Here is a 26,248-nt window from a genome sequence, read left to right as displayed (position 1 = left end):
CAAAATGCCAAAAACCGTTGAAACGCAAGCGCCGGCCGCGTCGGCGGAAGGCGCGAACCCGGCCGCCGGCTCGCCCGCGTCGCACGAGCGTGCCATTTCGATCTTCGTGCGCCGATCCAACGATGCCGGCCTCATCCCCTCGAGCGTCAACGAGGCCGAGCGCACCACCGATCTCGTGATCTCCACCGGCGCGCCCGTGGCGCGTTCCGATTGGGACGACGATTACATCGAAACCCTGTCCATGGATCCGCAGAACATCCGCGTGGATCGGCTCAACCGCGGCGCGCCTCTGCTCGATGCGCACGACCGTTACAGCGGCACCCGCGCGGTGCTCGGCGCCATCGTGCCGGGCTCTGCCCGCGTCGAAGGCGGCCAATTGGTCGGCACCGCGAAATTCTCGCGCTCGGTCGATGGCGACCGCGCCTTCCAGGACGTGAAGGACGGCGTGCTGCGCCACGTTTCGGTGGGCTATCTCACCCACAAATTCGAGGTCGACAATTCGACCACGCCGCCGACGCACCGTGCGACCGATTGGGAACCGCATGAAGTGTCGATCGTTCCGATCCCAGCCGATCCTCAAGCCGGATTCCGCGCTGCCGATCACAACCGGGCCGCCCCGCCCTCATCCAAGGAAAGTACCATGCCTAACGTGACTCCGGGCGCGCAGCCCGGCCAAGAAAACCGCGGAACCGATGTCGTTGTCGACCAGCGCGATGTTGATGCCGCCGTCGCTGCCGCAACCCGCCGGGCTGATCAGGCCCTCGACGAGCGCGTGAATGCCGCTCTCGAAGCCGAGCAGACCCGCCGCGACGCGATCGAAAACACGGTGCGCTCCCTCGGCCTGCCGGCCGAATTCGCAACGACCCACATTCGAAACAAGACGTCGCTCAACGACTTCCGTGCCCTCGCCATCGAGGAAGCCGCCAAGTTCCAGCGCGCCGCCCCGACCGACGGCCACAATCCCCACGCCTCGCCCTTCGTTGCCCGCGGCGGTATCGCGCGCGATCCGGAACCGGGCGAGCGCGCGGCCCGCTTCGTTCGCACCATCGCGGCAGCCCCCCGCCTGAAAATGTCGCCGATGGACGTCGCGCGCCATTGGAAGGACGAAATGACCGCTCGCGCTTTGTCGGCCAGCATCGGCGCGTCCGGCGGCTTCATGATCCCGCAGGACATGGCCAATGAAGTGATCGACCTGTTGCGCCCGCGCAGCGTGGTCCGCTCCGCGGGCCCGCGCATCGTCGACATGCCCACCGGCAACATCACCTTCCCTCGCCTCAACAGCGGCGCTGTCGCGGGTTATGTCGGCGAGAATGCCCCGGCCCCGAACGGCGACGAGGCCTTCGGCCAGGTCCGCATGACGGCGCGCAAACTGATGGCGCGCGTGCCGATCTCCAACGACCTGTTGCGCTTCGCCTCGCCCAACGCCGATGCTTTGGTGCGCGACGACATGGTGAAGTCCCTCGCCATCGCCGAAGACCGGGCCTTCCTGCGCGGCGCCGGCACCGCCTTCACGCCCAAAGGCCTGCGCAACCTGGCGCTTCCGGGCAATATCTTCGCTTCCGTGGCCGTCTATAGCGACGCAACGTCATTGGCCGACATGACCAAACTCGTCACGGCGCTCGAATCCAACAACGTGCTGATGACCAAGCCGGTCTGGTTCTTCTCGGGCCGCACCAAGAATTATTTCTACGACCTGCGCGACCAGGTCGGCGGCTTCCTCTACCGCGCCGAGATGGATCGGGGCATGTTCCGCGGCTTCCCCTACAAGTGGACCCAAAGCATCCCGCAGAACCTCGTCGACGGGACCCAGAGCGAGGTGATGCTGGTCGACATGGACGAATTCATGATCGGCGAAGTGCCCGGCCTGATGATCGACGCCAGCACCGAGGCCACCTACACGCCCGATGGTACCACCCTGGTCAGCGCCTTCGACAACGACCAGACGGTGATCCGTATCATCGAAGAACACGATTGCGCCCTGCGCCACGACGCGGCGGCCGCCGTGCTCACCGGCGTGAAGTGGGGCACCTGACCTTTCAATAAACCGCGGGCCGGCCACCGCTGGCCCTTCGGCCCTTTCCCTGCGGGCGCGAATGGCTAACACGCCACGCGCGCTTTCCTTGCTGGCGTGAATGGCGAACACGCCACGCGCGCCCAAACCGGAGCCTCCCCATGCATCCCGCTTTCAACAACATCGGCGCCTATCTCAAGGTCGCTAACGTCATTTTCACGGCGGCGGCCGCCGCAGAGGTCGATTCCCAGTCCGTGACCCTGCATCAGCCGGGCGAGGATTATTTCAGCGGCGTCCTCAATGTGGCGGTCAATGCGGTCGCCGGCGCGCCCACTGCCTTCTCGGTCGCGTCCAAACTGCAGGGCAGCAACGACGGGGCGACTTGGACCGACCTGCCCGGCGCGGCGCTCGCGCCCATCACCGCCGTGGGTCAGGCCAGTCTCAACGTCGATCTGAGCGGCGCGCCGACCTATGTGCGCGCAGTTGTGGTGCCGACCTTCACGGCGGGCAACAATCCGAGCGCTGCCATCGCCGCGACGCTCGTGCTCGGCGGCGCGACCGAACTCCCCGCCGTCTAACCGGCTTCTCGCCGTCATTGCGAGGGAAGCGAAGCAATGCATCTACAGATCTGCGTCGTCTTGGTGCGGAGATGGCTTGCTTCGCTCTGCTCGCAATGACGGGTGTGATCACACTTCAAGCATCCGGAGCTCCCATGTCCGACCGCCTCGTGCGCTTCCTGCGCAACGAACTCCCGTATATGCACGGTGAAACCGCCGGGTTCCCCGCGAAGGCCGCCGGCAAGCTCGTGAAGCGTGGCTCCGCGGAATATGCGGACGGAAAGGATGCACCGGCCCAGGAGCATCCGGCCCATGAACCGGACACGCTGCCCTTGTCCGGCATCACGAAAGACAAGCTGAAGCGGGTCGATCCCATCACCGTCGCGAAGGATTAGCGCGCCTGGTGTGTTCGCCATTCGCGCCAGAAAGGAAATCCCATGATCTTCGCCTGGCCTGACGTCCAAAAGGCGCCGACCGACATCAAGATCGTGCATCTCGACTGGAGCACCCTGCTCGACCCGTCGCAGGCCACCGCCACGATCGTCGGGCACGACGCCTCCAGCGTCATCGCGGACGATGTCGGCGACCTCGCGCAGGGGCCGCCCGGCCTCGCCGGCGTCGTCGCGGCCGATGCCGGCGTCAGCGGCTTCATTCAGAGCGTCAACCTCTCCGGTGGCATGCCCGACGGGTTCACGGTCGTCTCGGCCCATATCGTGCTCGACGACGGCACGGACCTGACCCGCTCGCTCCGGGTTCTCGTCAGATGAGCCTGTTCGCCGCCATCGCCGAGGCGGCCTTCGCGCCGCTCGACGCGATCTATGGCGAGACGATCCTCGTGCAGCACGTGCTTGCCAGCGAATTCACCGCCGGCGCGCCGGACCCGGCCATTCCGGCCTTCTCTGTCGTCGCCCCGCTCGACCTGCCGCGCGAATTGATGCTCGCGGCCGGATCCTCCGACGGCGCCAAATCGGAACTGGTCAAGATTTCCGCCCGCGTCGAATTCGACGCCGCCCTGTTCAGCCCGCTGAAGCCTGCGCCGGTCGCGGGCACGATTCTCACTGCGACGGATCGTGCCGGCCACCCGCGCTTCCGCGTCCGCGATGTCGAGCCGGACGGGGTCACTCGCATCGTCTGCGAAATCGCACCACTCGATCTGGAGACTGCGTAGATGGCGGGTCTTACGGCCTATGCGGTCGCGCTCTGCGCCAGCCGCGCGATCAAACAGGCCACGACCTGGGCCGAGACCCGTGTATACACCGACCCGATCGATCCGGTCGACACGCCGGCGCCGGTGGTGAGCGTGCTCGTCGGCCACGGCCACAGCACGATTCAGGCGCACGATCTCAACGACGCGACCCGCGGCCTCAAATTGCGGATCGAGATGTTCGTTCCGGCCCTGACCACGATCAATGTGCCGTCGACCCTCACCCTCGACACGTCGAAATCGGTCAGCCTCGTCTTCGCCGGCCTGTGGCGGCAGGTCGTCTCCGCCCTGCAATCGCCGACCAATGTCTGGGCCGACCTGTTCCGCCGCTTCGTCCTGTCGTTCCATGCGCAGGACTTGGAATCGGTGCTGTTCGAGAACAAGGTCGGCGACAAGATCTCGCGCATCGCCGCGCGCGCCATCGAACTGACGATCTCGACCCTCGACGAGCCGCCGTTCGGCGCCCCGCCCTCCGACGCCTGGGCCGACCTGGTCGCCGCCATGCAGGCCGACGGCCCGGAACTGGCAAGTCTCGGCGCCGTCGTGGCCTATCTAATCGAGGGCCAGGGCCCGCTTGCCGACTGGGAGGCCGCCGCCGCGCAGATCGGCCTTGGGCCCAGCGAGGCCACCATGCTCGGCTTCGGCACGGTCGATGGTGTCGCCACCGAGCCGACCTTGCAGCAAGCGACCATCATCGGTCCCGACATGACTACGGTTGTGACGGAAACCACCCCGTGACCGGTCTCGAAACCCTGCTGCGGGAACTGTCCGACTCCCTCGTTGCGGCGCATGAGCGCATCGCCGATCTCGAAGGCCGCCTCGAGCGCATGTGGCGCCCGGGTACGGTCACCGATGTCGATGCGGCACAGCAGCTTTACCGCCACCAGATCGGCGTCGACGACCAGGGCCAGCCGGTGAAATCCGATTGGATTCCCTACGGCCAGCACGCCGGCGACCATAAGGAGCACATTGCCCCAAGCGTCGGCCAGCAGATGATGATGATCTCGCCCGACGGCGATCATTCCCAGGCCTTCGGCGTGCCCTTCACCTGGTCGAACGCCAATGCCTCGCCTTCGACGCGCAGCGACGAAAGCGTGCGCCTACGCGGTGACGTGAAGGTCACGCAGCGCGGCGACAAGCACATGACCGACACCAAGCCCACCGGCGGCGGCCATTTCATCCTCGCCACCGGGGCCGTCGTCACGAAGATTCCCGATCCGAGCAAGATCAAGTTCGTGGTCGGCGACCCCAACAACAACCCGCAATGGTTCGCCCTGGACCCCTCGGTCCTCCTGCCTTGCGACAAGGAAGATATCTCGTGATCACCGGCATCAACCGCGAAACCGGCAAGCCGCTCGATGGCTGGGCCCATGTGGTGCAGAGCCTGCAGGTCATCTTCTCGACCCGCATCGGCGCCCGCATCATGCGCCGCCTGTTCGGCTCCGCCGTTCCGGGCCTGCTCGGCAAGAATCTCGAACCGTCGACCCTGTCGGCCTTCTATTCGGCCATCATCATCGCTGTGGAATTGTGGGAGCCGCGCTTTTCCGTGCGCCGCATCACCTATCCTGCGACGCAGAACAGCACCGCCAATCTCGCACAAGGTATCTTCGGCTTCAAACTCGAAGGCGATTACCGCCCGCGCGCGCTGCAAGGCGATTTCACCGTCGACCAAGTCAAGACCGCGTATTTCTGATGACCCGCTTTCCCTTCGCCGCCCTCGACCTCTCGCTCCTGCCGGCGCCGCAAGTGCTGCCGGTCGATTACGAGCAGATCCGCGCCGACCGGCTCGCCGATTTCCAGGCGCGCTGGGCCACGGCGCGGCAAGGCACCGACCTGCCGACCTATGACGTCGCCTTGAGCGAAGCGGACCCCGCCGTCCTCCTGCAGGAGGAAGATTCCTACCGCGAGATGCTCGACACCCAGTCGATCAACGACGCGACCCTGGCGGTGATGTGGGCCTTCGCGCAAAAGTCCGATCTCGACCAGCTTGCCGTGCTGGTCGGCTTGCGCCGCCTCACGCTCGTTGCCGCCGATCCGACCACGACTCCGCCTACGGCCGCCGTGACGGAAAGCGACGCAGATTTCCGCGCCCGCGGCCGCTTGGCGCTCGATGCGACCGCGATCGGTCTTACCGGCGGCGGCTACATCACCATCGTCAAGCAGGTGGCACCGGAAGTCCGCGCCGTCGGCCTGATCAAGCGCGGCGGCGGCCAAATCGATGTCATTCTGCTTGGGCGGGGTCCCGACGGCTCGGTGACCGACGATGTCGTCGCCCGCGTCAGCGCCGCGCTGCTCGCCGACGAGGGCAGCCAGCTCACCGATATCGTCTCGGTGCGCTCCGCGACGCCCGTGCCCTACGACGTCGTGATCAATGCCACCATTCCGCCCGGCCCGTCCGCGGGGACGGTGCAGACGCAATCGACGACGAACCTGGCGGTTGTCGCGGCCGCGCTACAGGTGATCGGCGGCGTGGTGCCGACCGACGCACTCATTGCCGCCGGGCGCGTGCCGCCCATGACGAAATTGACGCTCGTGTCTCCACCGGTCGATATCGCGGTCGCCGCCGATGCCGCGCCCTATGCCCGCACGATCACCGTGAACGTGCAGCCGGTCGTCTCCTGATGCTCAATGCGAATCCGGTGTCCCTGCTGCCGCCGAACGGCAGCACATTCGAATCCGTCCTGTCGCTGGTCAGCGCCGCGCGACGGCCGCTCAACAGCGACATCATCCGGTCGGTGTGGAACCCGGCGACCTGCCCCCTCGATCTGCTGCCCTATCTCGCTTGGGGCCTCGGCCTTGAACTCTGGGACGATAGCTGGAGCGAGCAGAAAAAGCGCGACACGATCGCCAATATCTGGAAGCTGAAACGCGAGAAAACCACGCTCGCCGGCATCAGCGCCTATGTCGACCTGGTCGGCTCGGAAGTGGTCGCCGCGCGGCGGCCGCGCGACAAAGTATTCGCGATCCAGACTCTTTCGGATGCAGAGCGCGCCGCGCAGATGGCGCTCATGCCGCAAATCCATATCTATCCCGCCGCGCAGCCGGTTACGGGCGATATGGCCAAGGCCTTCTTTGCCGGCGACACATGGCATTGCTTCTACAATGCCGGCGAAGTGTCCGAGCCGAGCGACGCGGCCGCGCGTTACGAACAGCGCGCCGTCTATGTCGACGCTGGCGTCACCTCACCGGTCTATGTGCGCGGCCTCGATCAGGCGCTCGACAGCGGGGTCACGGTCGCGCTTGCCTCGCCCGCGAGCACTGCGAAAGCGTTTTTGAACACATGCTGGTCGGCGACGGTATTGATCGACACCGATGCGGACAACCGCACCGTGGCGATCACGCCGCAGGATCTGGGCGAGTCCTTCGCCGTTCCGGCCGGCCTGACGCCAACCGAAGTGCGCCCGATCCGGGTCGCGGAAAGCGTTGCGTTGCAGCCTGGAAAGGCCTTCTGCTCGTTCTCGTATTGGGGCGGGGATTCTCTTGTCGCGTCCGATGCCGAAACCCATGTTTACGATCAGGTCACTCTGTTCGACTCGTCGCGGCTCGTCAGCACCCATCGCGCCATCTCGTTCTGGGGCTGGTCGCATTTCGCGCTCGCGCCCTACAGCGCCGAACTCACCATCGACATCCCGTTGCAGCGTCCGACTTACGCCTTCGGTTCCTGGTGGGGCGTCGGCGTCTGGTATGAAACCGATATGACGCCGCTGTGGAACACGCTTGAGGCGGTTTCCGTCGCCCAGGCCCTGCGCGACGACATCGACGTCAACACGGTCCTATACACACCCATCAATTTTGAAACGGGCCTCATGTTCGGCTCGTTCAATTTCGGCGACTACCGAAAAGCAAACTGATTCAGAAACCACATCCGTCATTGCGAGGAGCGTAAGCGACGAAGCAATCCATCTCCCAGACCTGGAGATGGATTGCTTCGCTGTGCTCGCAATGACGCCTTGGAACCCGCGAGGCCATTCATGGAAAATACCGTTCTCTTCCAGCAATATATGGAAGTCGTCCCCGACGACATGAACAACCTGCAGCAATATGCGAGCGACTCGCTCGACCATGTCGTCGGCGACACGATCACCAGCGTCCCGGCCTATTCCGGCTTCGCCGCGGTCAAGAGCGGCCCGGCACAGCTCACCGTTGCCGCCGGCCGCATCTACAATGCCGGCAAGGTCTATGCGCTCGGCCAATCGACCTCTTACGATTTCACCAGCATTCTGCCGGTGGCGGCGAAGAAAATCGTGATCATTTCCGGCTGGGGCTCGGAATCCGACACCAATGTCACCCAGCGCAATTTCCTGATCCCGGCGACCTCGACGCCGCAGGCGCCGCAATACAAGCCGCAGCCCGTCGCGCTCACCCATGCGCGCATCGCCAATCTCGGCCAGTCCACCGGCACCGAAAGCCCCGATCCGCAGGCGCCGGTGATCGACCCGACCTTGCTGCCGATCGTGCAGGTGCTCCTCACCCCGACCGGCATTTCCTCGGTGACTATGCTCGCGGCCAATCAGGTGCCGAGCCTGCAGGATGTGGACAACCGCCTCGAAACCATCGAGGCCTGGGAGGCCGGCGCCGCGCCTCAGCTGGTGTCGCTCTCGTCCGACGTGCAGCGCCTGTCCAATGATGCACGGCAGAAAACCGGCTCCAATCTCACCGGTCGCATGCTCGCGCGCATCGCCGTGCTGGAATCCAAGAACGGCATTCCATCCAACGCGGCCGATTCGAGTGCCGACTTCTTTCTCGACACGACGTCATCCGACCTGACGAACCCGCTCATGAACGCGCTGACGCGCGAAGGTATCCGCTTCGCCGACAATGGCGCGGCGGATGCGGCGCTCGGCCTGTTCAATCCGTTGAACCCGCTTGCGACAGTTGCCGGCGGCGTGCTGCTGCCGGCTTATGATCCGTCCTTGCGTCTCTCGGTCGGCCCGCAGACCGGGCAGATCCAGCTCTCGAGCTATTCCTACGCGACCAGCACCCTGGTGCAGAAAACCATGTCGCGGGTGCGCGTCCGCTACGGCACCGAATTCACCGTCTGCACCAATAGCGCCTATTGGCAGTCGGGAAAATACGACCCGATCACCGGCATTTTCACCCTGCCGAACGGCGACGTGTTCAAGGCGGCCTTCGATCTCACCAATGGCGTCTATTCGGCCAATTCCGGCGGTCTCAGCCATGTCGCCGTGCGCCTGCAGCAGTTCTGGACCGACACGGTGTCCGACCCCTATTGGGACCGCATCACCGTCACCAATCAGATTTCCGGCACGCAGGTCGCCGAAACCTTCCCGGTCGGGCAGGACATGTGGCTGCAATCGATCGGGCTGTTCTTCACCAAGATCGATGCGCAGGGTTCGGTCAATGTGGTCATCTGCCAGGCCACCTCGACCGGCTTGCCGGATCTGACCCAGGTGATCGCGCAAGCCTCGCTCGACCAGCCCCATCTGCAGCTCGCTCCGGCCGAGACGAATTTCGCCTTTGCCACGCCGGTGTACCTGCAGGCCGGCAAGCGCTATGCGGTTGTCGTCATGACCGGCGCCAACCATTTCGTGGCGAGCGCCGACGGCACGGCCTTCCCCGGCGGCACATTCTTCACCGTGGTCGGCGGCGCCTATGCGCAGGGCGATCTCACGAAACACCTCGCCTTCAACCTGTACACCTGCAAATTCCGCCAGGCGATCTCGACCATCGATCTGAACCCGCTGCAGCTCGCCGGAGGGATCACCTCGCTCGACATCCTGGCCGGCGCCATCACGCCCGGCGCGACCAGCCTCACCTTCGAAGTGCAGGTCAACGGCCAATGGATCTCGCTCGCCGCAGCCAATGCCGGCGCGCTCAACGCCGGCGGCTCGCTCCCGCCGCTGTTGCCGCTGCATGCCGTCTTCGCCGGCACGCCGGACGTGCAGCCGGTGCTCAACCTGCTGCAAAGCAACGTGCATGTGTCGCGGCCGAACACGAGTTTCACCCATATGGCGCTGCCGCGCACGCCGCCGGCCGCGACCTCTTCGATCCGCATCATCGAGCGTTACGAGTCGTTCGATCCCAACTTCCACACCGGCAAGGTCACGATCATGACCGGCGCTGGCTACGCCACAGAGACGCAACCCTCGTCCTACAGCGACGTGATCGCCTCCGACGGCGCCACCGAGCGCACCTTCGTGTTCAACCTCGGCGCCGCCGTCACGTCCTGGGTGACCAAGAGCGCCGGCACGACGACCAGCGCCCTGAAAACCTTCCACGTCGCCTGGCGCAAGGATTGGGTGCTGTAAGACCCAGGCTGCGCCGCACCACGTCCGTCATTGCGAGGAGCATAGCGACGAAGCAATCCATCCCCCAGTCTCGGAGATGGATTGCTGCGCTTCGCTCGCAATGACGCTCCCCTTCTTCCCTGGAGCAACCCCATGGCCAACGAACCGCAAGACGCCACGCCGGCGCCGCTCACCTCCTACGAAGGCTATCACGAGGTCAAACTATCTCGCGCGGTGCCGATCGATGACATCGTCTATCGCGCCGGCGTCAAACACGTCGTCGACGACGCCGTCCTGAAGGCCCTCGGCGATGCGGTGATCGATGTCCAACCTGCCCGCTGAACTCGACTTCGTCACAAACAAGAGCGCGTCGCCCGAGCGCATGAATCTGGCGATGGCCGCGCTCGATCTACGGTTGCGCACGCTCGAAAGCTACAAGCCGAACTTCGACGCGCTCCTCGCCCAGATCCAGCAGGTCGGCCTCGACCGGCTCAACACCGCCTTGCTGCCGGTCTATAACGAGCTTGTCAGCATCGCCAATCTCGGCGCGATCTTCGTCGCCACCTCGGCGCCGTCGGTCACCGTCGCGACGGGCAATGTTCCCTTCGTCATCGACGCGAGCCTGGCGCAGCAATTCGCGCCGGCGCAATGGCTGGTGGCCATGTCGGCGGATGCCGGCGTGGTCATGGCCGGCCATGTCGTCTCCTATGTGCGAGCCACGGGCACACTGACCATCAATGTCAGCAACGCCTTCGGCGCCGGCGCGCATGGCAACTGGACGATTTTTCCGACGGTCCCGCCACTGCTGACAGCGCAGGCGATCGACGGCGGCACGCTCGACGGCCAGCCCGGCACGGTCATCCAACACAAGCGGACCTTGCTTGGCACCGCGCCCACGGCTCTGGCCGATGGCGAATTCGCGATCGACGAGCACGGCGCGCTGCTCTGGTGGAAGGATTACCAGGGCAATCTGCACAGCTTGCCACTGCTCGCCGGCCTCGCCAACACGCTGGCGACCCTCGATGCCACCGGCCTCGTGCCATTGAGCCAATTGCCGCATGGCGTCGCCAACACGCTCGCGACGCTCGACAGCGGCGGCCATCTGCCGCTCAACCAATTGCCCGCCGCGCTGCAGGGCGCGATGACCTATATCGGGACATGGGACGCGAGCGCGAACAATCCGGCCCTTGTCTCCGGCGCCGGCACCAAGGGCTATCTCTATCGCGTCAACAATGCCGGCACCACGCCGCTCGACGGCATCACCCAGTGGAACGTCGGCGACATGGCCGTGTTCAACGGCACGGTTTGGAACAAGTGGGACGGCATATCGAACGAAGTCCTGTCCGTTGCCGGCCGCACCGGCAACGTGACGCTGGCCTTGGCCGATCTGCTCGACTCCACCGCCGTCGGCCGCGCGCTGGGCTCCGCCGCGAGCGTCGCCGTACAGCGCGTCTTGCTGAACATCGACCAAGCGACGATGGTCAACGATGCCAACCAAGCGATCACCAATGCCATGGAAGCCGTCGTCTGGACTGCGATTACAGCGCCTCGCACCGGCACACTGCCGAGCGCCGCGAGCATGAATCAGGGCCAGACGGTTTATATTTTCGACGAAAGTGGCGCCTGTTCGCAGAATAACACGATCACACTCACGGCCAACGGCGCGGACACAATCAACGGCGCGTCGAGCTATGTGCTGAACTACGCCAATGCCAGCGTCGCGCTCATGCGTGTGTCGTCGACGAAATGGACCGTGAGTTCGGTTGGATCAGCGCCTACCGCTCCGATAGGGCGCAACCTCCTCATCAACGGCGGGTTTGATTCAGATCAGCGCTACGGAGGCACTCTTGTCTCCACGCCTGGCTACCTTTGTGACATGTGGAACAACTCCACATCTGGCGCTGGCGTCTACTCGGCCCAGGTTGTGGCCGACGCTCCTCCGGGGTTACGCAATTCGCTGAAGACAACGGTAACAACGGCCGTGGCCTCGCCTGGGGCGACTGAGGTATACCAACTCTTCACCGCGGTTGAGGGCGTCAATATCGCCAAGCTCAAGTGGGGATTGGCGTCAGGACGTACTGTCACCCTGTCCTTCTGGGTGAAGGCGTCGGTTGCCGGAACCTATGGCCTCTGCATCGGGAACGGCGGCGGCACGCAATGCTACACCGCCACTTATGTGGTGACGACCGCCAATGTTTGGCAATACGCCACCATCGTGATCCCAGGGGCGACGGCTGGGACATGGGCTAGCGACACGACTGCTGGGCTCCGTCTAATTTTCGACCTCGGTTCTGGATCAAATAGCAACGGGACAGCCGGGGCGTGGGCAACCACCACGACCTATGCGCGGAGAACAGCAGCATCTGTCCGCTTGATCTCCACGGCCGGAGCGACGCACCAGGTCACAGGCTGCCAGATTGAGCTTGGAAGCTATGCAACCGAGTTCGAGTACATCCCGGTTGATCGCCTGACCCTCGCGTGCATGCGCTACTACTGGAAAGGGCAGTGTAACATTCAGGGGTATGCCACGACGTCAGGTCGTGTGAAATCTTCGATTTCTCACCCCCCGATGCGCGCCACACCTGCGGGCAATTGGTCGATGAACTCCCAGGGAAACGTTAGCTCTGTCGGGCTAGAGCTAGCCGCCAATGGCTCAGCGCTCTGGCTGATCCCGTCAGCGACTGGGGACGCTTACTACAACGCTACAATCACACTCGACGCGAGCTTGTAATCGCCCATGTACACATTGATTAATGATTCCGATTGCGTCCTACGGGATGACGGCTGGACGATTCCGAACGACCCGGCGAACGCCATGCGGCAGGACTATGAGGCATGGCTCGCGGCCGGCAATACGCCGGCTCCCGCGCCGCAATCGCCGCTCGCCGCCCAGGCGCAGGCTGCCATCGCCGACTGCATCGCCTATCTCGACGCGATCACCGCCCGCGTCACCGCGAAATATCCGCGCAGCGAGGTTGATAGCTGGTCGGTACAATTGATCGAGGCGCGGATCGTGCAGGGAGGCGGCACGCCGCCGGCGCCGTCGCTGCTGCAGGCGATCGTCACAGCCGCTAACGATCCGTCTACGACACCGCAAAGTGTCGCTACCGCGGTGATAGCGAAAGCAACAGCCTACCAGCAAATCGTCGCCGGCTTGCAGCCGATCCGCTACGCGGCGGAAGATATCGCCAATGTGACCGCCGCCATCCAGATCCCGGGGAAGGTGTCGGCGGTCAAGGCCGCAGCCGACGCACTCGCGGCGCAGCTCGGGTTCTAGCCACAACCCTTCCCGTCATCACCCATTCCCATCCCGCAAGGGCCGCCTCATCAGCGGCCCTTTTTCTTTAGGAGACCCCGATGACCACACCCCGCTATGGCATGGTGTTCAACAACGTCAACAACGAGCCGCGTCCCGCCCAGCCGTCTGATCTGTCGATCATCGGCCTGGTGCTGCCGTCCGACGATGCGATCGCCGCCACCTATCCGCTCGACACGCCGATCGCCTTCGATTCCGGCGATGCGACCGCCCTCGCCGCCCTCGGCACCGGCCCGCTCTACAAGACGGTGGTGACGATCGACAACCAGCTTGCCGACCTGCAGACCTCGGCCCGCATCGTCGCCGTGCGCGTCGCCACCGGCGCAGACATCGACGCCACGATCGCCAACATTGCCGGCAATCCTGCCAACGGCAGCGGGCTTTATGCCCTGCTCAAGGCCAAAACGCTTCTCGGAGAAGTGCCGCGCCTCATCGGCGCGCCAGGCTATACCGGCACCAGCGACCTTGGCGTGCAATCCGTCACCATCACCGGCGGCGGCACCGGATTCACCAATGCGCCGGTCACGTTCAATCCGCCCGGCGCCACCGGCACGGCCATTATCGCCAATGGCGTGGTGACCGGCGTCAATCTGACCGCGCCCGGCCAATACGATGCCGGCACCGTGGTGACCTGCAGCATCGGCGGCGACGGCAAGGGCGCGACCGTGTCCGGCCCGACCTTGACCGGCGGCGCGGTGGGGGTCGCGGCGACCGGTGCGATCAATTTCGTCACCAACCCCGTGGTCGGCAACACGATCACCCTGGACGGCACCGTGGTGACCTTCGGCACCGCTGCCAACGATGTGGTGCCGGGCGCGACCCTGGCCGCCACGCTGGCCAATCTGGCGGCCTTCTGCAACGCCTCGGCGGACGCGAACATTTCGCTCTGCACCTACGCGGCGACCGCGACGGCGCTCACCATCACCGACAAGACGCTCGGCGTCGGCGGCAACGCCTTCACCCTGGCGGCCAACATCATCGGCGCGACAGCGACGGTCGCCATGCAGGCCCTCGCCAATCCGATCTGCGCCAACCTGCCGGCAATTTGCGCCGCGCTCTTCGGTTGCGCCGTGGTCGGCTCCGACGGCAGCGGCCAGCAAGGCGCCCTCAATTTCCGCCAGGTGCTCTCCGATCCGCGCCTCATCCCGACCGATGCATGGGAGATCATCCAATCGCCGATCCCGGCCGGTCAGACGGTCTCGCCGGGCACGGAATATCAGGACGGCGCGGCCGTTGCCCTCGGCCTCTTCGCTCGCGTCGACTTCCAGCACGAAGGCCTGCCGTTCTGGTCGATCTCCGGCCAGCCGGTGCAGGGCATTCTCGGCCTCAAGAACAGTTACCCGTTCAGCCTCGTCGATGGCGCCACCGCCGGCCAGGAATTGCTGGCGCAGAACATCTCAGTGATCGAACGCGGCGAGATCGGCGACGAAACGGCGATCAGCGCCTCCGGCTATGTCTGGGCCGGCGTGTGGAACGCCAGTTCCGATCCGCTGCAATGGTTCTACAACAAGCGGCGCGGCCGCGACTGGACCCACCTCGCCCTGATGAAAAGCATCCGCCTGCGCCTCGGCACCGAGAACGTGACGCCGCAGGGCGTGCAGGACGTGCTCAACGACATGAACGCGGTCGGCTCCTATCTGATCATGAAAAAGGCGGTGCTCGGCTTCAAGGTCAGTTTCAACGCCGCCGACAATTCGGTCGACGCGTTGCGGCAGGGCCAGTTCGCGATCGCCTACAACCAGGAAGAACCGGCGCCGATCACCCAGGTGACGGTCAATTCCGGCCCGTATCGTGAGGCGCTCACCTTCGAGCTTTCGACGCTGATCGCCCAGGCCGCGCAACTGCCGGCGCAGTTCCTCAACTAACCAACGCCGTCATCGCGAGCGCAGCAAAGCAATCCATCCTCGAGTCTGGGAGATGGATTGCTTCGTCGCTTTTGCTCCTCGCAACGACAGTGAGCCCCTTCCCCACCTTTAGGAGATCGCCATGACGATTTACGTCAAAGAGGCCATGAACATCTTCGCCGGCGACACCGGCACAGACCGCTCGAAGCATCTCACCCTCGATAGCCTGAAACTAGCATCGCTCGAGGAAAAAACCGCCGAGCACCACGCCGGCGGTTCGATCGGCGCGATCGAGATCGGCGGTCTCGGCATGAACGCCCTCAGCATCCAGTTCAAGCTCAAGGGCACCGACCCGCAGACCATGTCGCTGTTCGGCATCAACGGCCGCACGTCGATGCCCTACACGATCTACGGCGTCATCCGCGACAAATCGACCGGACGCGCGATCGAATTGAAGGCCGTGGCCTGGGGCCGCCTCACCAAACTCGACCCCAACGAATGGAAGCGCGGCGATCTCGACGAGCAGGACCACGAGATCAAGGAAATCACCCATTACGAACTCTATTTCGACAAGACCGAGAAGTATTTCTACGATTTCCTCGCCTCCACCTGGCGCGTCGACGGCACCGACATGAACAGCGCCGAGAAGACGATTCTTCGTATCGCCTGACTGCGCGCTCGGCGCCTGCGCCGTTCGCCGCAAATAAGACCCCGCGATGTCATCCCGGGCTTGACCCGGGATCCACCGACAACGCAAGCCGGACCGAGAAGCCGCTGCGGCACAGATCTTGCCACCATCCCGCAACTCCAAGGAACCAAGCATGACCGAAACGTATGCCGCCGCCGCTACACTCGGCGCACCGCCCAAGCGCACCATCCGCTTTGTCGGCGAGAAATCCCGACTCAAGACCGTCCCCCTGGAGTGGCCGGTGGAGGTCGACGGCGTCCCGCTCAACGTAGTGGTGATCAAGCGCATGACCGCCGGCGAGATCGACCAGTTCGTCGAATCTGCTCGCGGCGAAACGCTCGGCGCGCGCTACTTTCCGCTGTTCGCCGATGAGTCCGGTGCGCTCCTTCCGGGCGACGTGCTGGACAGCCTCGACGACGACGACATGCTGACCTTGCTAAAGGAGGCCGAGGATTTTTTGCCCCGGCGATTCCGTACCGACGAGGGCGCCAAGACCGCTTCGGACGCGAACGACCCGAACGCTTCAGCCCCTACGCCTGGCGACACTATCGCGCCTTCATAGGCCACGTGCTCGGCTGGTCCATGACCGAGATCATGGCTTTGTACTGGGACCAATTCTGCGCCGAGCTGATCGAAGCGATGCGGCTCGAGGATCAATTGTGAGCGTCGAGACACCATGGCCAATCTGACATCCACCCTCGCGGTCATGCTCAAGGAGGATGTGACCAAGCGTGCGCCGAGCATCGAGCGCGCGATGGATCAGATTCGCGCCCACGCCAAGAATGTCGACAAGCAATTCGGCAACGTCGCCGGCCCCGAAAAGCTGGTCAAATCGCTGCAGAAGCTGAAGCTCGAAGCGAAGGACATCGAGGCCGTCGGCAAGGCCTGGCAGAAATATGCCGCGAGCGAGAAGCTCGCCGCCAATGCCAGCGAATGGACCAAGACCCAGGCGTCGGCAGTGACGCAATGGGAAGACCAGACCATTCGCGCCCTGCGCCAAGTCGCGCGCGAGCGTGCCGCCTTCGACCGCCAGATGAACAAGCCGGTCAAGCTGCCGAAGCCGGACGAGCCCGCACAACATGGCGGTCACAACAAATGGCTGGCCGGCCACAAGGAACTCGCGGCGACGCTGGGCGCCGGCGCCGCCGGCCATGAGCTGCTCAAACTGACGAAGGAGTCGATCGACAACGCCGCCGAGCGTCAACACGAAGTCGTGCAGATGATGCAGGCCGGCATCAAGGCCGACGAAATCGCGCGGGTGAAAGCCGAGGCGCTCGACCTCAAGAAGACGGTGCCGAACCTCAGCGTCGCGCAATTGATGGAGTTGCACAAGGAAGCGCGCTCGGCGGTCATGCATCCGGAAGAGACGTTCGAGCTGATGCCGGAACTCGCGAAAGCGACGTCCGTGCTCAAGGCCATGGGCGCCGAGAACGCCAATGTTGCCGATCTTGTCAAGGGCGCCGAGTCGCTCGGCATGATGGCCAATCCCGAGCGCTTCCATAAGTTCCTGCAAAGCCAGATCGCCGCCATGTCGGTGATGGGCAAGACGATCTCGACCGAGCAGATCTACGAGGCGGCGAAATATTCGAAAAGCGCCGGCGCGACCCTATCCGACGAGTTCATCAACCTGACCCTGCCGAGCCTGATCCAGGAAATGCACGGCTCCTCGGCCGGCGACGCCCTGTCGATGATGACCAAGACCTTGCGCGGCGGTCTCGCAAACAAGATGACGGCCGTGAAGCAGCTCGACAAACTCGGTCTGCTCGAGGATCCGAAACAGATTGTGCGCACCAAGACCGGCGCCATTCATGGCTATCTCGGCAAGGTCAAGGGCGACGATCTCCTCGCCAGCGATCCGGGCAAATGGCTCACCGCGTATTTCAAGCCGGCCGCCGAGAAGATGGGCGCGAAGACCCTGTCCGATCAGATCCGGCTGCTCAACCAGGTCATGCCGAGCACGGCGGCCAACATGGCGCGAATCCTGTTGCAGCAGGAGGAGACGCTCAAGACGCACCGCGCCAATTACGAGGCGGCGGCCGGGCAGGACTGGATGAAGAACCAGGCCGAAGATCCGCTCGCAGGTATGGACTCGCTCAACACGTCACTGCAGGACTTTCTTGGCACGCTGTCGGGACCTGCAATGAAAGACGCGGCGACATACATGACGTCTTTCTCCAAAACTATCTCAGGCTGGTCGGAATCGCTTGCGCAATGGCAGAAGGACAATCCGGAACTTGCCAAATGGGCTGCCGGCGGCGCGATCGGCGCCGGCGCGGCGGGCGGTGGGGCGCTGCTCTATGGCGCGCTCAACGGTTTCATGACAGGCTTTGGGCTGAAGGGATCTGCCGTGGCTCTCGACGAGTCGGCGGCAGCGCTCACCAATGCGGCCGAGGTCCTCGCCGCTGGCGGCGGTGGCGTGACCAACGACATCGCCAAGGACGTGGGCGGCGGCGCCGGTGTATGGGGCACGCTGCGCGCCTGGGGTGGCAAGCTTAAAGGAATGGCCGGGCTCGGCGTGCTCGCAAATCTTCCAACCGTTTTCAGTGACGAAGACGACAAGACGCTGCAGCAGGATGCGGATCGCGAGAAACGGTTGCGGGGCATGTACGGCAACAAGACCGTCGACAAGGCCTTCGCCAAATACAAGCATTGGTACGACATCACCAATCCGTTCAACGACACGTTCGAGAACGATCCCATGTATCGCGCGGTGCAACGCTACAAGGCGGAGCAGCGCTCGAAGCATCAGGGCTACGGCGACACCGCCAACCAGGTCGGACGGCGCATCGATCTCAATCCGCTCGGCATGTCCACGCTCGAAATGGACGACATGCGCGCCGGTACCGACCGCGAGGCCAATCGCGGTCTGGGGTTCGGTGGCGACCACACCATTCCGACGCGGGCCCAGGCCGCCGGCGGCGCGCCGGCCACAGGAACGGCCGCGCCGCAGGTCGACACGGGCCAGATCGCAGGCGTCGCGCCTGCGGCGCAGCAGGCCGGCGACGCCCTTCTCGCTGCGCTCGGCATTACCGTCACGCCGCAGGTCAGCACCGCCGCGATCGACGCATTTCTCGCCAAGGTGGCGCAGGCCAAGGCCGAACTCGCCTCGCTGGGCGCCGGCGCCGGCGGTCTCAACGTGCCGTCGCATGCCGCCGCGATGCGGGGCAATTTCACCGCCGGTTATGGCGGTCGACGTAATGAATAGCGCGCGTGCGAGCTTTTTTGATTGGCTCAAACACGCGAACACGCGGTTTGAGCGCCACATTCGCGCCAACGAAAAGTAGGTGTTGAGATGCTCTTTTGCCTCGGCCCCCTCGCCTTCGAGGTCGCGCCGCTCAATGCCGACGAATTCACCCGCGACGCCGGCTACGATTACGCGGCCAAGGACATCATGGACCAGCAGCGGCCGCGCGAGGGCGTTGGCGAGGCGGATGAGAAGATCACGCTGAAAGGCAAGCTCTTCCCGCATCGCTTCGGCGGCCTCGACGAATTGACCCTGCTCGACAATCTGCGCACGTCCGGCGCGCCGCAGATCCTGGTGCGCGGGGACGGGCTCAACTTCGGTTGGTATTTCATCGAGAAGACGAACATCCGCCACACCTATCTCGACCCGCAAGGAATCGGCCGCCAGATCGAAGTCGCGATCGACCTCGTCAAATCGCCGAACGCGCCCGATGCCGGCAGCCTATTGGGGCAGCTCATGAGTTTGTTTGGATGACCACGGAAACATTGACATTCCTGAACGACGAAACGCCGCTCGACCTGCTGTTGTGGCGGCGCTACCTGCGCGAGGTGCCGGGTCTTGTGGAGCAGGTGCTCGCTGGCAACCCCGGCCTCGCCGCGCTGGGTCTCATGCCGCCGCGCGGCACCAAGATCGTAGTCACCGTACCGGCGCCGGTCACGCGCTCCGGCAAGCCCACCATCAGCCTGTACGACTAGCGCCACCGGAAATACTCATGCCCCGCTCCTACTGGCTGCTCAAGATCGACGGGAACGACGTCACCAATAATTTCGATCCCGTGATGATTTCACTCAAGATCAAGGATACGGAAGGCGGCAAGTCGGACTCGCTCGAAGCGGAACTCGATGACACCAGCGGCCAGATCGAACTGCCGCGCACCGGCGCCACGATCTATGCCGAGATCGGCTGGGTCGGCGGCGGCTGCATCACCTTTGATGGCAAGACCGACGAGCCGCATTCGCGCGGCTCGCGCGGGGGCGGTCAAACCTTGTCGCTCTCGGCGAAGAGCGCCGACCAGAATTCGACGGCGAAGCAGAAAGCCCAGCGGCACAAGGACAATGCGTCCTTCGGCGATGTCGCTCAGGAATGGGGGCAACAGGCCGGGCTCGACGTGAAAGTGGATGCGAGCCTCACCCAAATCCAGCGTCCCTACTGGGACATGTCGCACGAAAGTTTCTACGGTTGGGGCGCGCGCATCGCCTGCGAACTTGGCGCCACGTTCAAGGTCTCCGGCGGCACGGCGATCTTCGTCGCGCGCGGATCCGGCGAGTCCGCTGGCGGCGCGGCGCTCACGACCGTCAACGCCAGCCGCCCCGGCAATATCATCAATTGGGACATGACGCCGGTCTTCGACGCGAACAAATATGCGAGCCACAAAGCGCGCTGGTATGACCGCAAACAGGCCAAGTGGCAGGAAGAAGAGGTCACCACCGACGACAGCGACGGCGCCAACGCCAGTTTACGCGAGCACTACAAGCACGGCTCGCAGGACCGCGCCAAGACCAAGGCGCAATCGAACAAGAGCGAGACCGACCGCAAGAAAGGCGGCGGCACGATCCTGATCGACGGCGAGCCGGCGGCCCGTTCGCAGGCGCCCTGCGAAGTCTCCGGCCTGCGGCCGGGCATCGACGGCACCTACAAAATCACCGATGCCGAGCACACCCGCCACCGCAAGGACGGCTACACCACGCAAATGACGCTCGAGCAGCCGAGCGGCGATGCGGGCACCGACAAGCGCAAGAAAGCCAAGAGCGCCAGCGGTTTCACGAGTTCGTCGAATACCCAAGTGCCGGGCAATTCCGGCCCGAGCAACGGCGGCTAAGTCCGCCCAATCCATCTTCATCACCAGTCATTGCGAGGAGCAAGGCGACGAAGCAATCCATCTCCAAAGCTGGGGGATGGATCACTTCGCTTCGCTCGCAATGGCGGTTTGCCATTCCCAACCCGAAGGACTCATTGATGAGCGAAATCCTGCATATCGTCACCTGCATCGCCAATCCAATCGGCTGGAAGAGCCGGCTTGATCTGGCGCGCGCCGCCATCGCCGATTGGCTTCATGAGCCGAATGTCCATGTCACGCTGGTCGAGTGCGCCTATGGTTCGCGTGGCCACGATCTGACCGATCTCGCGGGACCACGTGTCACGCATGTGCCGGTACGCGCCACCACGCTGGTATGGAACAAGGAAAACCTGCTCAACATCGGCATTTCCCGGCTACCGGAAAGCGCGAAGAAAATCGCGACGCTCGATGCTGACATCCAGTTTCGCCGCGCCGGCTGGGCGACCGCAACGCTGCGGGCGCTCGATCTCTATCCGGTCGTGCAGCCGTGGGACAAGGCCTACGATCTCGGGCCGAACGACGAGCATATCCAGACGCATGTGTCCTTCGCATCGCTGTTCCACGCCGGCAAGCCGGTCGTGCCGGATGGGTCGAAATGGTGGAAGTTCGACGGCGGCCCTTACGACTACGCCCATAGCGGCTATGCCTGGGCCTATGTGCGCTCGGCGCTCGACAAGATCGGTGGCCTGTTCGAGGTCGGCGGCATGGGGTCGGGCGACCATCATATGGCGCTCGCCATCGCCGGATACGCCGACAAATCCATGCCAGCCGATACGAACGGCAATTACCGCTCCGCAGTCACGCGATGGGAGGCGCGGGCGCTCGCCCACATCAACCAGAAACTCGGTTTTGTGCATGGCACGATCGAGCATCTGTTCCACGGCAGCAAGGCGAAGCGCGGCTACCTCAGCCGATGGGGGATGTTCATCGATCACGCCTTCGACCCGCACGAGGACCTGAAACGCAACACCTATGGCGTGCTGGAATTTTCCGGCGCCAAACCCGCGCTCGAGCGGCAGTTCGACCAGTATCTGCGCAGCCGCTCGGAAGATTCCAATTCGCTCGATTAACAACTTTGCGCGAGGGTCCCATGGGCAATCTCGAATACAGCTTCCGCGCCTTCTGCGGGCTCTATCTGTTCGGCGTGCTGGCGATTGTCTTCACCCTCGCCGTCTTGCCGCATCCGCCGGCGCAGTGAACCGATTTCCGCGCGTATTCGCGCTGACGATGTGTCTCGGCTTGTGCGCGTGCGCCCATGCCAGCAATGCGCCGCCACGCACGGTTCGGGCATCCTGGTACGGCGGCGGTGAAAGGCTTAGCCGCCATACCGCCAACGGCGAGCGGTTCAACCCGCGCGCCATGACCGCCGCGCATCGATCTCTCCCCTTCGGCACGCGCCTGGCGCTCACCAACCCAGCCAACGGCCGCACCGTCGTCGTCCGCGTCACCGATCGCGGCCCCGCCGCTTCGACCGGCCGCGCGCTCGATCTGTCCCGCGGCGCGGCCGCCGCACTCGGCATGCTCGAGCGCGGAACCGGCTCTCTCACAATGCGAGTTCTCCCATGAAAATTGACCGCGTTATATTTTTCACTGGAACTCACGCCGCCTTCGGCGCGCTCAAGCAAAGCCAAGTCGACGGGTTCAATGCGTTGCTCGATGCCTGGGAGGTGATGGGGTCGAATGATCCGCGCGATCTCTCGTATCTGCTCGCGACCTCCTGGCATGAGACGGCGGCGACCATGCAGCCCATCGCGGAATACGGCCATGGTCAGGGGCATGCCTACGGGCGCGCGGATCCCGTAACGCATCAAACCTATTTCGGGCGCGGCGATGTGGAACTAACGTGGCTTCCGAATTACCGCAAGGCCGGCGAGAAGCTCGGGCTCGATCTCGTCAATCATCCCGAGCTCGCCTTGCGGCAGGATGTTGCCGCCAAGATCGCGATCGACGGCATGACCGAAGGATGGTTCACCGGCAAGAAGTTCAGCGATTATTTCAACGCCGACAAAACCGATTGGGCCGGCGCGCGGCGTATCATCAACGGCACTGACCGCGCCGCAATGATCGGCGGCTATGGCGAGAAGTTCTATAAAATCGTGACGAGTGCGATCGTGAAAGATGCGGCGCCGGTCTCTATTGGCGCGAACGGCGCGAGCGCCACACACGCGGCACCATCGAAACCTGCGCCTGCACCACAACCCGCACCCCTTCCTCAGCCAGCACCGTCGCCGATGCCTTCCGTGTCCGCGACGCCAGTTCAACCTGCGCCGCAGAGCTTTTGGGCGCGCCTCCTCTCGGCCCTTTTTCATGGAGTAACCCAATGAGCGCCCTCACCGATCTCGCCGCCACCATCGTCAAGCTCGGCGCACCTGTGCTCGGTGCCGCGCTCGGCGGCCCCGCCGGCGCGCTGGTGCCGATCGCGCTCAATGCGCTTGCGACGGCTCTGGGCACCTCGCCGACGGCCGACGCGATAAACGCCGCGATCAACGCCAATCCGACCGCTGCGGCTGATGCTGTGAAGCAGGCCGAGGCGGCGAGCGCCACGGCCGTGCAAGCCGAGCAGCAGCGCCTAGCCGATATCGAGAACGCCCGCGCCACCATGGCGCAACTGGCCGCCACCGGCTCGCGCATCTCCTGGGGCGCGCCGGTCATCTCAGTGCTTGTCGTCGCAGGATTCGTCGGCTTGTCGGTGGCGATGTTGTTCCGGGCCGTGCCGGATAGCGGCGTCGCCAACGTACTGTTTGGGGCGCTCGCCGGCGGCTTTGGGACGGTGCTGAATTTTTGGCTCGGCTCATCGAGCGGTTCGGCTCAAAAGTCGAGCGACATCTCGTCGGTCCTGGCGCAGGTCATCCGGGCAACGCATAAATGATCTGGCGCACGATCTGGAGGGAGTTCGAGCGGCTGCTGTTCGCGCGTGGGAAGCTGTTCGAATGGTTCGCTTCAAGCGCGATGTCGGGCATCGGCTGCGACCTGCTCGTCCATCCGCACATCCTCACCTTGCCGCATTACATGGGGCTCTATGACCTCGGCCTGCGAGGTTCGGACCTCGGCACGCTCATGGCGGCCTTCGGCCTCGTCTGGCTCGCCGCCTTGATCGTGAACGGGCGTCGCGAGCGCGGATCCAGCCTGCTACGCATGATATGTGCCGCTTTCGGCTGCATCATATTCGGGGCCTTTGCCGGGTCGTCCTGGGCGGCCGAGGTAGCGCCGCCGCAGATTCTCTACTCTTTGTTGACGGCCTTCACCGGCGTCGCTTGCTGGCGGAGCTCCCTGGATGTTTTCGATCGATAGCGCCCAACTGACTGCGATCTGCGGTGCGGGGGGCGGTTTGATCGCGGGGATCGCCGCCCTGTTCGGCGTCTTCGGCAAACGCAAATCCGACCTCGCCTCCTCGCTCAACGATCAGATTCGAACCTTGCAGGAGGGATACCTGGGCCGAATCCGAGAACTCACCGAATACATCGCCCGGCAAGACGAAAAGATCGAGCGTCTCGAGGCGCGAAACGCCGACCTGGAGGCCCGGCTCGCCAAGTTCCAGAGCAATCAGGGCTTCGGGCAATAGAGCTTCGCCGTAAATGCGGCAAAGGCGCGCCGGCGCTTCCGGCGATGAGCTGCAACGCTCTCAACCTCACGCAAACGCCAGACTTGCCCCGTGTCGTCGATGGGCGCGCGGGGCTTTTTCTTATCTTGCAAATAGGTGTGCGACGATTGCGCCCCCCTGCAGAAGGGCGGACGCACCAGCCCATATGGCGGCCCTGCCGCTGAGACGGCTCTGTTCGATCATCGCGTTGCCGAGACTCTCCAGTTCCCGGCTCGTGCCGTGCCCACCGACAAAGATATGCGAGCCATCGACGTTGTCCGAATTGTGAATCAGCTCCACTAGAACTTCCACCTTGAATTCCTGTGGCGTGTTTACTTGGGCAGATTTGAACCAAATTATTGCCGCCGCGATGGCGGCCACTGCGCTGAGACCGCCTAAAATTTGACTTATAATCTCCATGACGCAGGCATCCTTCCATGTCGGTCGCGTGTCGCTAATTGAGCCGTTCCGGCGGTCGACCGCTCTGCATCGTCTGAATGGCCGCGATCTTCGTCCGCACCACTTGCTTAAGTTCCGGCATGAAGTGGTCATCAATAAATTGGTCGACCTGCTCCGGCGTGTCCGCGGAGATGGCCAACGCCGTCGCAAGCGAATCCATCAAGAGGCTGATGCACGTGTGAATATCGTTTCCGGCAAGCACCGCTTGGAGTTTCGCACTCAGTTTCTGCAGCTTTTTAACGTCGTCTTCTTCGGTCATGACACGGCCCCTATGAGCGTCGGATCGTCGTCGGGAGCCCTCGAACTGTTCACCCGCTGCGAAACCACATGCTCGGTGAGATAGTGATCGGGCGCTGGCAGCATCAACTCTTTGCCTGCCTTTGCCGAAAGCCAGGCATCGAACTCCTCCGGCTGGAGGAACACCGGCATGCGGTCGTGAATGTGCGCCATCCACGCGCTTGCCGCGGTCGTCAGGATGGTCGCCGTAAGCAGACTCTCCTTGCTGTCCGGATCCGTCCATTCCGACCAGAGCCCCGCCATGGCCAAGAGGCCGCCGTCGCGCGCGGTGATGTAATGTGGGATCCGCGCCGTTTTCGGTCCGGTCCATTCGTAGAATCCGGAGGCCGGCACGATGCAGCGGGCAACTTTCCACGCGCTCCGAAACATCGGCTTCCCAGGCGCCTCTTCCGACCGGGCGTTGAAGGTGCTCAGTTTCGTCTCCTTGAGCGGCGTCTTCCACCACGCCGGTAGCAGGCCCCAGCGCGCGCGGGCGAGTTCGCGGCTGACGCTCGTTCTGCGCACGATATCGATCCTAGTCGTCGGCGAGATGTTGTAGCGCGCCCGCAAATTGGGCGCCGGGCCGGTGAGGTCCATCGCGTCGCGAACCTGCCGCCAGGAATATTCTTGGGTGAACCTGCCACACATGGATGACCTCCATTGCTATTGGCACTCTACCACGTCCCCCAGCGGCGCGGCTTGGGTTTGGTGGTGACGTCGATCTCGCGCTGGTTGTCGCCGGGCGGGAAATACATCACCCGCATGTCGCAAGCCTGGCACTCCGGGCACATGAGCCGGTCGCGCAGCCCGTCGATCGGGAAGTTGTACCCCTTCGCGATCATCAGAGTTTTCATGTCGAGATCGGTTGCGAAGGTGCACATGGGGTGCTTCTTCATGGCGTGGCCTTTGCCGGCGGCGCAGGCGATCCGCACCTGCCATCCTGCTTTCCAGGCCTCGCCGAGCCTCGTGATCATCGCCGGCACT

31 protein-coding genes are annotated in these 26,248 nt (G+C 64.1%); 27 read left to right on the top strand and 4 right to left on the bottom strand.

Annotated features, from left to right (window positions below; translation table 11 throughout):
• Positions 1–4: 4 nt before the first annotated feature.
• The 27 genes from V9T28_RS09105 to V9T28_RS08975 all read left to right on the top strand — a co-directional run bounded on the left by V9T28_RS09105 (position 5) and on the right by V9T28_RS08975 (position 24,511).
• Complete coding sequence (locus tag V9T28_RS09105) at positions 5–2,032, top strand: phage major capsid protein (RefSeq protein ID WP_116398672.1); 2,028 nt, start codon at positions 5–7, stop codon at positions 2,030–2,032.
• A gap of 140 nt (positions 2,033–2,172) precedes the next feature.
• The gene (locus V9T28_RS09100) at positions 2,173–2,589 is read left to right on the top strand and encodes a hypothetical protein (RefSeq protein ID WP_116398671.1); all 417 of its coding nucleotides are present in this window, start codon (positions 2,173–2,175) and stop codon (positions 2,587–2,589) included.
• A gap of 134 nt (positions 2,590–2,723) precedes the next feature.
• The gene (locus V9T28_RS09095; RefSeq protein ID WP_116398670.1) at positions 2,724–2,963 is read left to right on the top strand and encodes a hypothetical protein; all 240 of its coding nucleotides are present in this window, start codon (positions 2,724–2,726) and stop codon (positions 2,961–2,963) included.
• Between the two features lie 42 nt (positions 2,964–3,005).
• Positions 3,006–3,335 carry a hypothetical protein gene (locus V9T28_RS09090; protein ID WP_116398669.1) on the top strand — a complete coding sequence of 110 codons (330 nt, stop codon included), beginning with the start codon at positions 3,006–3,008 and terminating at the stop codon, positions 3,333–3,335.
• Positions 3,332–3,736, top strand: a complete 405-nt coding sequence (locus tag V9T28_RS09085) for a hypothetical protein (RefSeq protein WP_116398668.1) — start codon at positions 3,332–3,334, stop codon at positions 3,734–3,736. The genes V9T28_RS09090 and V9T28_RS09085 overlap by 4 nt, the downstream gene beginning before the upstream one ends.
• Positions 3,737–4,510, top strand: coding sequence for a hypothetical protein (locus V9T28_RS09080; RefSeq protein ID WP_116398667.1), 774 nt, complete (start codon positions 3,737–3,739; stop codon positions 4,508–4,510).
• Positions 4,507–5,094, top strand: coding sequence for a phage baseplate assembly protein V (locus V9T28_RS09075; protein ID WP_116398666.1), 588 nt, complete (start codon positions 4,507–4,509; stop codon positions 5,092–5,094). The genes V9T28_RS09080 and V9T28_RS09075 overlap by 4 nt, the downstream gene beginning before the upstream one ends.
• Positions 5,091–5,465, top strand: a complete 375-nt coding sequence (locus V9T28_RS09070; RefSeq protein WP_245423838.1) for a GPW/gp25 family protein — start codon at positions 5,091–5,093, stop codon at positions 5,463–5,465. The genes V9T28_RS09075 and V9T28_RS09070 overlap by 4 nt, the downstream gene beginning before the upstream one ends.
• Positions 5,465–6,394, top strand: coding sequence for a baseplate J/gp47 family protein (locus V9T28_RS09065; protein WP_116398664.1), 930 nt, complete (start codon positions 5,465–5,467; stop codon positions 6,392–6,394). Before V9T28_RS09070 ends, V9T28_RS09065 begins: the two co-directional genes overlap by 1 nt.
• Positions 6,395–6,411: 17 nt before the next feature.
• Positions 6,412–7,623: a phage tail protein I gene (locus V9T28_RS09060; RefSeq protein ID WP_199499921.1), complete on the top strand. Its 1,212-nt coding sequence runs from the start codon at positions 6,412–6,414 to the stop codon at positions 7,621–7,623.
• A gap of 120 nt (positions 7,624–7,743) precedes the next feature.
• The gene (locus tag V9T28_RS09055) at positions 7,744–10,041 is read left to right on the top strand and encodes a hypothetical protein (protein ID WP_147306365.1); all 2,298 of its coding nucleotides are present in this window, start codon (positions 7,744–7,746) and stop codon (positions 10,039–10,041) included.
• A gap of 132 nt (positions 10,042–10,173) precedes the next feature.
• On the top strand, positions 10,174–10,362 hold the full coding sequence (locus V9T28_RS09050; RefSeq protein WP_116398660.1) for a hypothetical protein: 189 nt from the start codon (positions 10,174–10,176) through the stop codon (positions 10,360–10,362).
• The gene (locus V9T28_RS09045) at positions 10,343–12,751 is read left to right on the top strand and encodes a hypothetical protein (protein WP_116398659.1); all 2,409 of its coding nucleotides are present in this window, start codon (positions 10,343–10,345) and stop codon (positions 12,749–12,751) included. Before V9T28_RS09050 ends, V9T28_RS09045 begins: the two co-directional genes overlap by 20 nt.
• A gap of 6 nt (positions 12,752–12,757) precedes the next feature.
• Positions 12,758–13,297: a hypothetical protein gene (locus V9T28_RS09040; protein ID WP_116398658.1), complete on the top strand. Its 540-nt coding sequence runs from the start codon at positions 12,758–12,760 to the stop codon at positions 13,295–13,297.
• An 80-nt stretch (positions 13,298–13,377) separates the two neighbouring features.
• Positions 13,378–15,201 carry a hypothetical protein gene (locus V9T28_RS09035; protein WP_116398657.1) on the top strand — a complete coding sequence of 608 codons (1,824 nt, stop codon included), beginning with the start codon at positions 13,378–13,380 and terminating at the stop codon, positions 15,199–15,201.
• Positions 15,202–15,322: 121 nt separating this feature from the next.
• Positions 15,323–15,850 carry a phage major tail tube protein gene (locus V9T28_RS09030; protein WP_116398656.1) on the top strand — a complete coding sequence of 176 codons (528 nt, stop codon included), beginning with the start codon at positions 15,323–15,325 and terminating at the stop codon, positions 15,848–15,850.
• A gap of 151 nt (positions 15,851–16,001) precedes the next feature.
• Entirely contained in the window at positions 16,002–16,430 is a 429-nt protein-coding gene (locus V9T28_RS09025; protein ID WP_116398655.1) for a hypothetical protein, read from the top strand.
• Between the two features lie 114 nt (positions 16,431–16,544).
• Positions 16,545–19,073, top strand: coding sequence for a hypothetical protein (locus V9T28_RS09020; RefSeq protein ID WP_116398654.1), 2,529 nt, complete (start codon positions 16,545–16,547; stop codon positions 19,071–19,073).
• Between the two features lie 87 nt (positions 19,074–19,160).
• Positions 19,161–19,586: a phage tail protein gene (locus V9T28_RS09015; RefSeq protein WP_116398653.1), complete on the top strand. Its 426-nt coding sequence runs from the start codon at positions 19,161–19,163 to the stop codon at positions 19,584–19,586.
• On the top strand, positions 19,583–19,807 hold the full coding sequence (locus V9T28_RS09010) for a tail protein X (RefSeq protein ID WP_116398652.1): 225 nt from the start codon (positions 19,583–19,585) through the stop codon (positions 19,805–19,807). The genes V9T28_RS09015 and V9T28_RS09010 overlap by 4 nt, the downstream gene beginning before the upstream one ends.
• A 17-nt stretch (positions 19,808–19,824) precedes the next feature.
• Positions 19,825–20,931 carry a phage late control D family protein gene (locus V9T28_RS09005; RefSeq protein WP_116398651.1) on the top strand — a complete coding sequence of 369 codons (1,107 nt, stop codon included), beginning with the start codon at positions 19,825–19,827 and terminating at the stop codon, positions 20,929–20,931.
• Positions 20,932–21,068: 137 nt separating this feature from the next.
• Complete coding sequence (locus V9T28_RS09000; protein WP_116398650.1) at positions 21,069–22,019, top strand: hypothetical protein; 951 nt, start codon at positions 21,069–21,071, stop codon at positions 22,017–22,019.
• Between the two features lie 157 nt (positions 22,020–22,176).
• Positions 22,177–22,515, top strand: a complete 339-nt coding sequence (locus tag V9T28_RS08995) for a septal ring lytic transglycosylase RlpA family protein (RefSeq protein ID WP_116399779.1) — start codon at positions 22,177–22,179, stop codon at positions 22,513–22,515.
• A complete protein-coding gene (locus tag V9T28_RS08990; protein WP_116398649.1) occupies positions 22,512–23,273 on the top strand; it encodes a glycoside hydrolase family 19 protein in 762 nt (253 codons plus the stop codon). The genes V9T28_RS08995 and V9T28_RS08990 overlap by 4 nt, the downstream gene beginning before the upstream one ends.
• Positions 23,270–23,818: a hypothetical protein gene (locus V9T28_RS08985; protein WP_116398648.1), complete on the top strand. Its 549-nt coding sequence runs from the start codon at positions 23,270–23,272 to the stop codon at positions 23,816–23,818. The genes V9T28_RS08990 and V9T28_RS08985 overlap by 4 nt, the downstream gene beginning before the upstream one ends.
• Complete coding sequence (locus V9T28_RS08980; RefSeq protein WP_116398647.1) at positions 23,815–24,240, top strand: hypothetical protein; 426 nt, start codon at positions 23,815–23,817, stop codon at positions 24,238–24,240. The genes V9T28_RS08985 and V9T28_RS08980 overlap by 4 nt, the downstream gene beginning before the upstream one ends.
• On the top strand, positions 24,224–24,511 hold the full coding sequence (locus tag V9T28_RS08975; protein ID WP_116398646.1) for a hypothetical protein: 288 nt from the start codon (positions 24,224–24,226) through the stop codon (positions 24,509–24,511). Before V9T28_RS08980 ends, V9T28_RS08975 begins: the two co-directional genes overlap by 17 nt.
• 120 nt (positions 24,512–24,631) lie before the next feature.
• Here V9T28_RS08975 and V9T28_RS08970 read toward each other — a convergent pair whose 3' ends face one another.
• From V9T28_RS08970 to V9T28_RS08955, 4 genes are read right to left on the bottom strand one after another with little or no spacing between them, the layout of a single operon-like run.
• The gene (locus V9T28_RS08970; RefSeq protein WP_116398645.1) at positions 24,632–24,949 is read right to left on the bottom strand and encodes a hypothetical protein; all 318 of its coding nucleotides are present in this window, start codon (positions 24,947–24,949) and stop codon (positions 24,632–24,634) included.
• A 34-nt stretch (positions 24,950–24,983) separates the two neighbouring features.
• On the bottom strand, positions 24,984–25,247 hold the full coding sequence (locus tag V9T28_RS08965; protein ID WP_116398644.1) for a hypothetical protein: 264 nt from the start codon (positions 25,245–25,247) through the stop codon (positions 24,984–24,986).
• Complete coding sequence (locus V9T28_RS08960) at positions 25,244–25,912, bottom strand: SOS response-associated peptidase (protein WP_116398643.1); 669 nt, start codon at positions 25,910–25,912, stop codon at positions 25,244–25,246. The genes V9T28_RS08965 and V9T28_RS08960 overlap by 4 nt, the downstream gene beginning before the upstream one ends.
• A 26-nt stretch (positions 25,913–25,938) precedes the next feature.
• The gene (locus tag V9T28_RS08955) at positions 25,939–26,238 is read right to left on the bottom strand and encodes a hypothetical protein (RefSeq protein ID WP_116398642.1); all 300 of its coding nucleotides are present in this window, start codon (positions 26,236–26,238) and stop codon (positions 25,939–25,941) included.
• Between the last annotated feature and the right edge of the window lie 10 nt (positions 26,239–26,248).

It is taken from the genome of Methylovirgula sp. 4M-Z18, from assembly GCF_037890675.1.
Lineage (GTDB): Bacteria > Pseudomonadota > Alphaproteobacteria > Rhizobiales > Beijerinckiaceae > 4M-Z18.
The sequence above is the reverse complement of the archived record's forward strand: the minus strand, read 5'-3'. Positions and strand labels throughout refer to the sequence as shown.

Coding starts and splice junctions, on each gene's coding strand:
- V9T28_RS09105 (WP_116398672.1), top strand. CDS start 5: ATGCCAAAAACCGTTGAAACGCAAGCGCCGGCCGCGTCGGCGGAAGGC.
- V9T28_RS09100 (WP_116398671.1), top strand. CDS start 2,173: ATGCATCCCGCTTTCAACAACATCGGCGCCTATCTCAAGGTCGCTAAC.
- V9T28_RS09095 (WP_116398670.1), top strand. CDS start 2,724: ATGTCCGACCGCCTCGTGCGCTTCCTGCGCAACGAACTCCCGTATATG.
- V9T28_RS09090 (WP_116398669.1), top strand. CDS start 3,006: ATGATCTTCGCCTGGCCTGACGTCCAAAAGGCGCCGACCGACATCAAG.
- V9T28_RS09085 (WP_116398668.1), top strand. CDS start 3,332: ATGAGCCTGTTCGCCGCCATCGCCGAGGCGGCCTTCGCGCCGCTCGAC.
- V9T28_RS09080 (WP_116398667.1), top strand. CDS start 3,737: ATGGCGGGTCTTACGGCCTATGCGGTCGCGCTCTGCGCCAGCCGCGCG.
- V9T28_RS09065 (WP_116398664.1), top strand. CDS start 5,465: ATGACCCGCTTTCCCTTCGCCGCCCTCGACCTCTCGCTCCTGCCGGCG.
- V9T28_RS09055 (WP_147306365.1), top strand. CDS start 7,744: ATGGAAAATACCGTTCTCTTCCAGCAATATATGGAAGTCGTCCCCGAC.
- V9T28_RS09050 (WP_116398660.1), top strand. CDS start 10,174: ATGGCCAACGAACCGCAAGACGCCACGCCGGCGCCGCTCACCTCCTAC.
- V9T28_RS09045 (WP_116398659.1), top strand. CDS start 10,343: ATGTCCAACCTGCCCGCTGAACTCGACTTCGTCACAAACAAGAGCGCG.
- V9T28_RS09040 (WP_116398658.1), top strand. CDS start 12,758: ATGTACACATTGATTAATGATTCCGATTGCGTCCTACGGGATGACGGC.
- V9T28_RS09035 (WP_116398657.1), top strand. CDS start 13,378: ATGACCACACCCCGCTATGGCATGGTGTTCAACAACGTCAACAACGAG.
- V9T28_RS09030 (WP_116398656.1), top strand. CDS start 15,323: ATGACGATTTACGTCAAAGAGGCCATGAACATCTTCGCCGGCGACACC.
- V9T28_RS09025 (WP_116398655.1), top strand. CDS start 16,002: ATGACCGAAACGTATGCCGCCGCCGCTACACTCGGCGCACCGCCCAAG.
- V9T28_RS09020 (WP_116398654.1), top strand. CDS start 16,545: ATGGCCAATCTGACATCCACCCTCGCGGTCATGCTCAAGGAGGATGTG.
- V9T28_RS09015 (WP_116398653.1), top strand. CDS start 19,161: ATGCTCTTTTGCCTCGGCCCCCTCGCCTTCGAGGTCGCGCCGCTCAAT.
- V9T28_RS09010 (WP_116398652.1), top strand. CDS start 19,583: ATGACCACGGAAACATTGACATTCCTGAACGACGAAACGCCGCTCGAC.
- V9T28_RS09005 (WP_116398651.1), top strand. CDS start 19,825: ATGCCCCGCTCCTACTGGCTGCTCAAGATCGACGGGAACGACGTCACC.
- V9T28_RS09000 (WP_116398650.1), top strand. CDS start 21,069: ATGAGCGAAATCCTGCATATCGTCACCTGCATCGCCAATCCAATCGGC.
- V9T28_RS08995 (WP_116399779.1), top strand. CDS start 22,177: ATGTGTCTCGGCTTGTGCGCGTGCGCCCATGCCAGCAATGCGCCGCCA.
- V9T28_RS08990 (WP_116398649.1), top strand. CDS start 22,512: ATGAAAATTGACCGCGTTATATTTTTCACTGGAACTCACGCCGCCTTC.
- V9T28_RS08985 (WP_116398648.1), top strand. CDS start 23,270: ATGAGCGCCCTCACCGATCTCGCCGCCACCATCGTCAAGCTCGGCGCA.
- V9T28_RS08980 (WP_116398647.1), top strand. CDS start 23,815: ATGATCTGGCGCACGATCTGGAGGGAGTTCGAGCGGCTGCTGTTCGCG.
- V9T28_RS08975 (WP_116398646.1), top strand. CDS start 24,224: ATGTTTTCGATCGATAGCGCCCAACTGACTGCGATCTGCGGTGCGGGG.
- V9T28_RS08970 (WP_116398645.1), bottom strand. CDS start 24,949: ATGGAGATTATAAGTCAAATTTTAGGCGGTCTCAGCGCAGTGGCCGCC.
- V9T28_RS08965 (WP_116398644.1), bottom strand. CDS start 25,247: ATGACCGAAGAAGACGACGTTAAAAAGCTGCAGAAACTGAGTGCGAAA.
- V9T28_RS08960 (WP_116398643.1), bottom strand. CDS start 25,912: ATGTGTGGCAGGTTCACCCAAGAATATTCCTGGCGGCAGGTTCGCGAC.
- V9T28_RS08955 (WP_116398642.1), bottom strand. CDS start 26,238: ATGATCACGAGGCTCGGCGAGGCCTGGAAAGCAGGATGGCAGGTGCGG.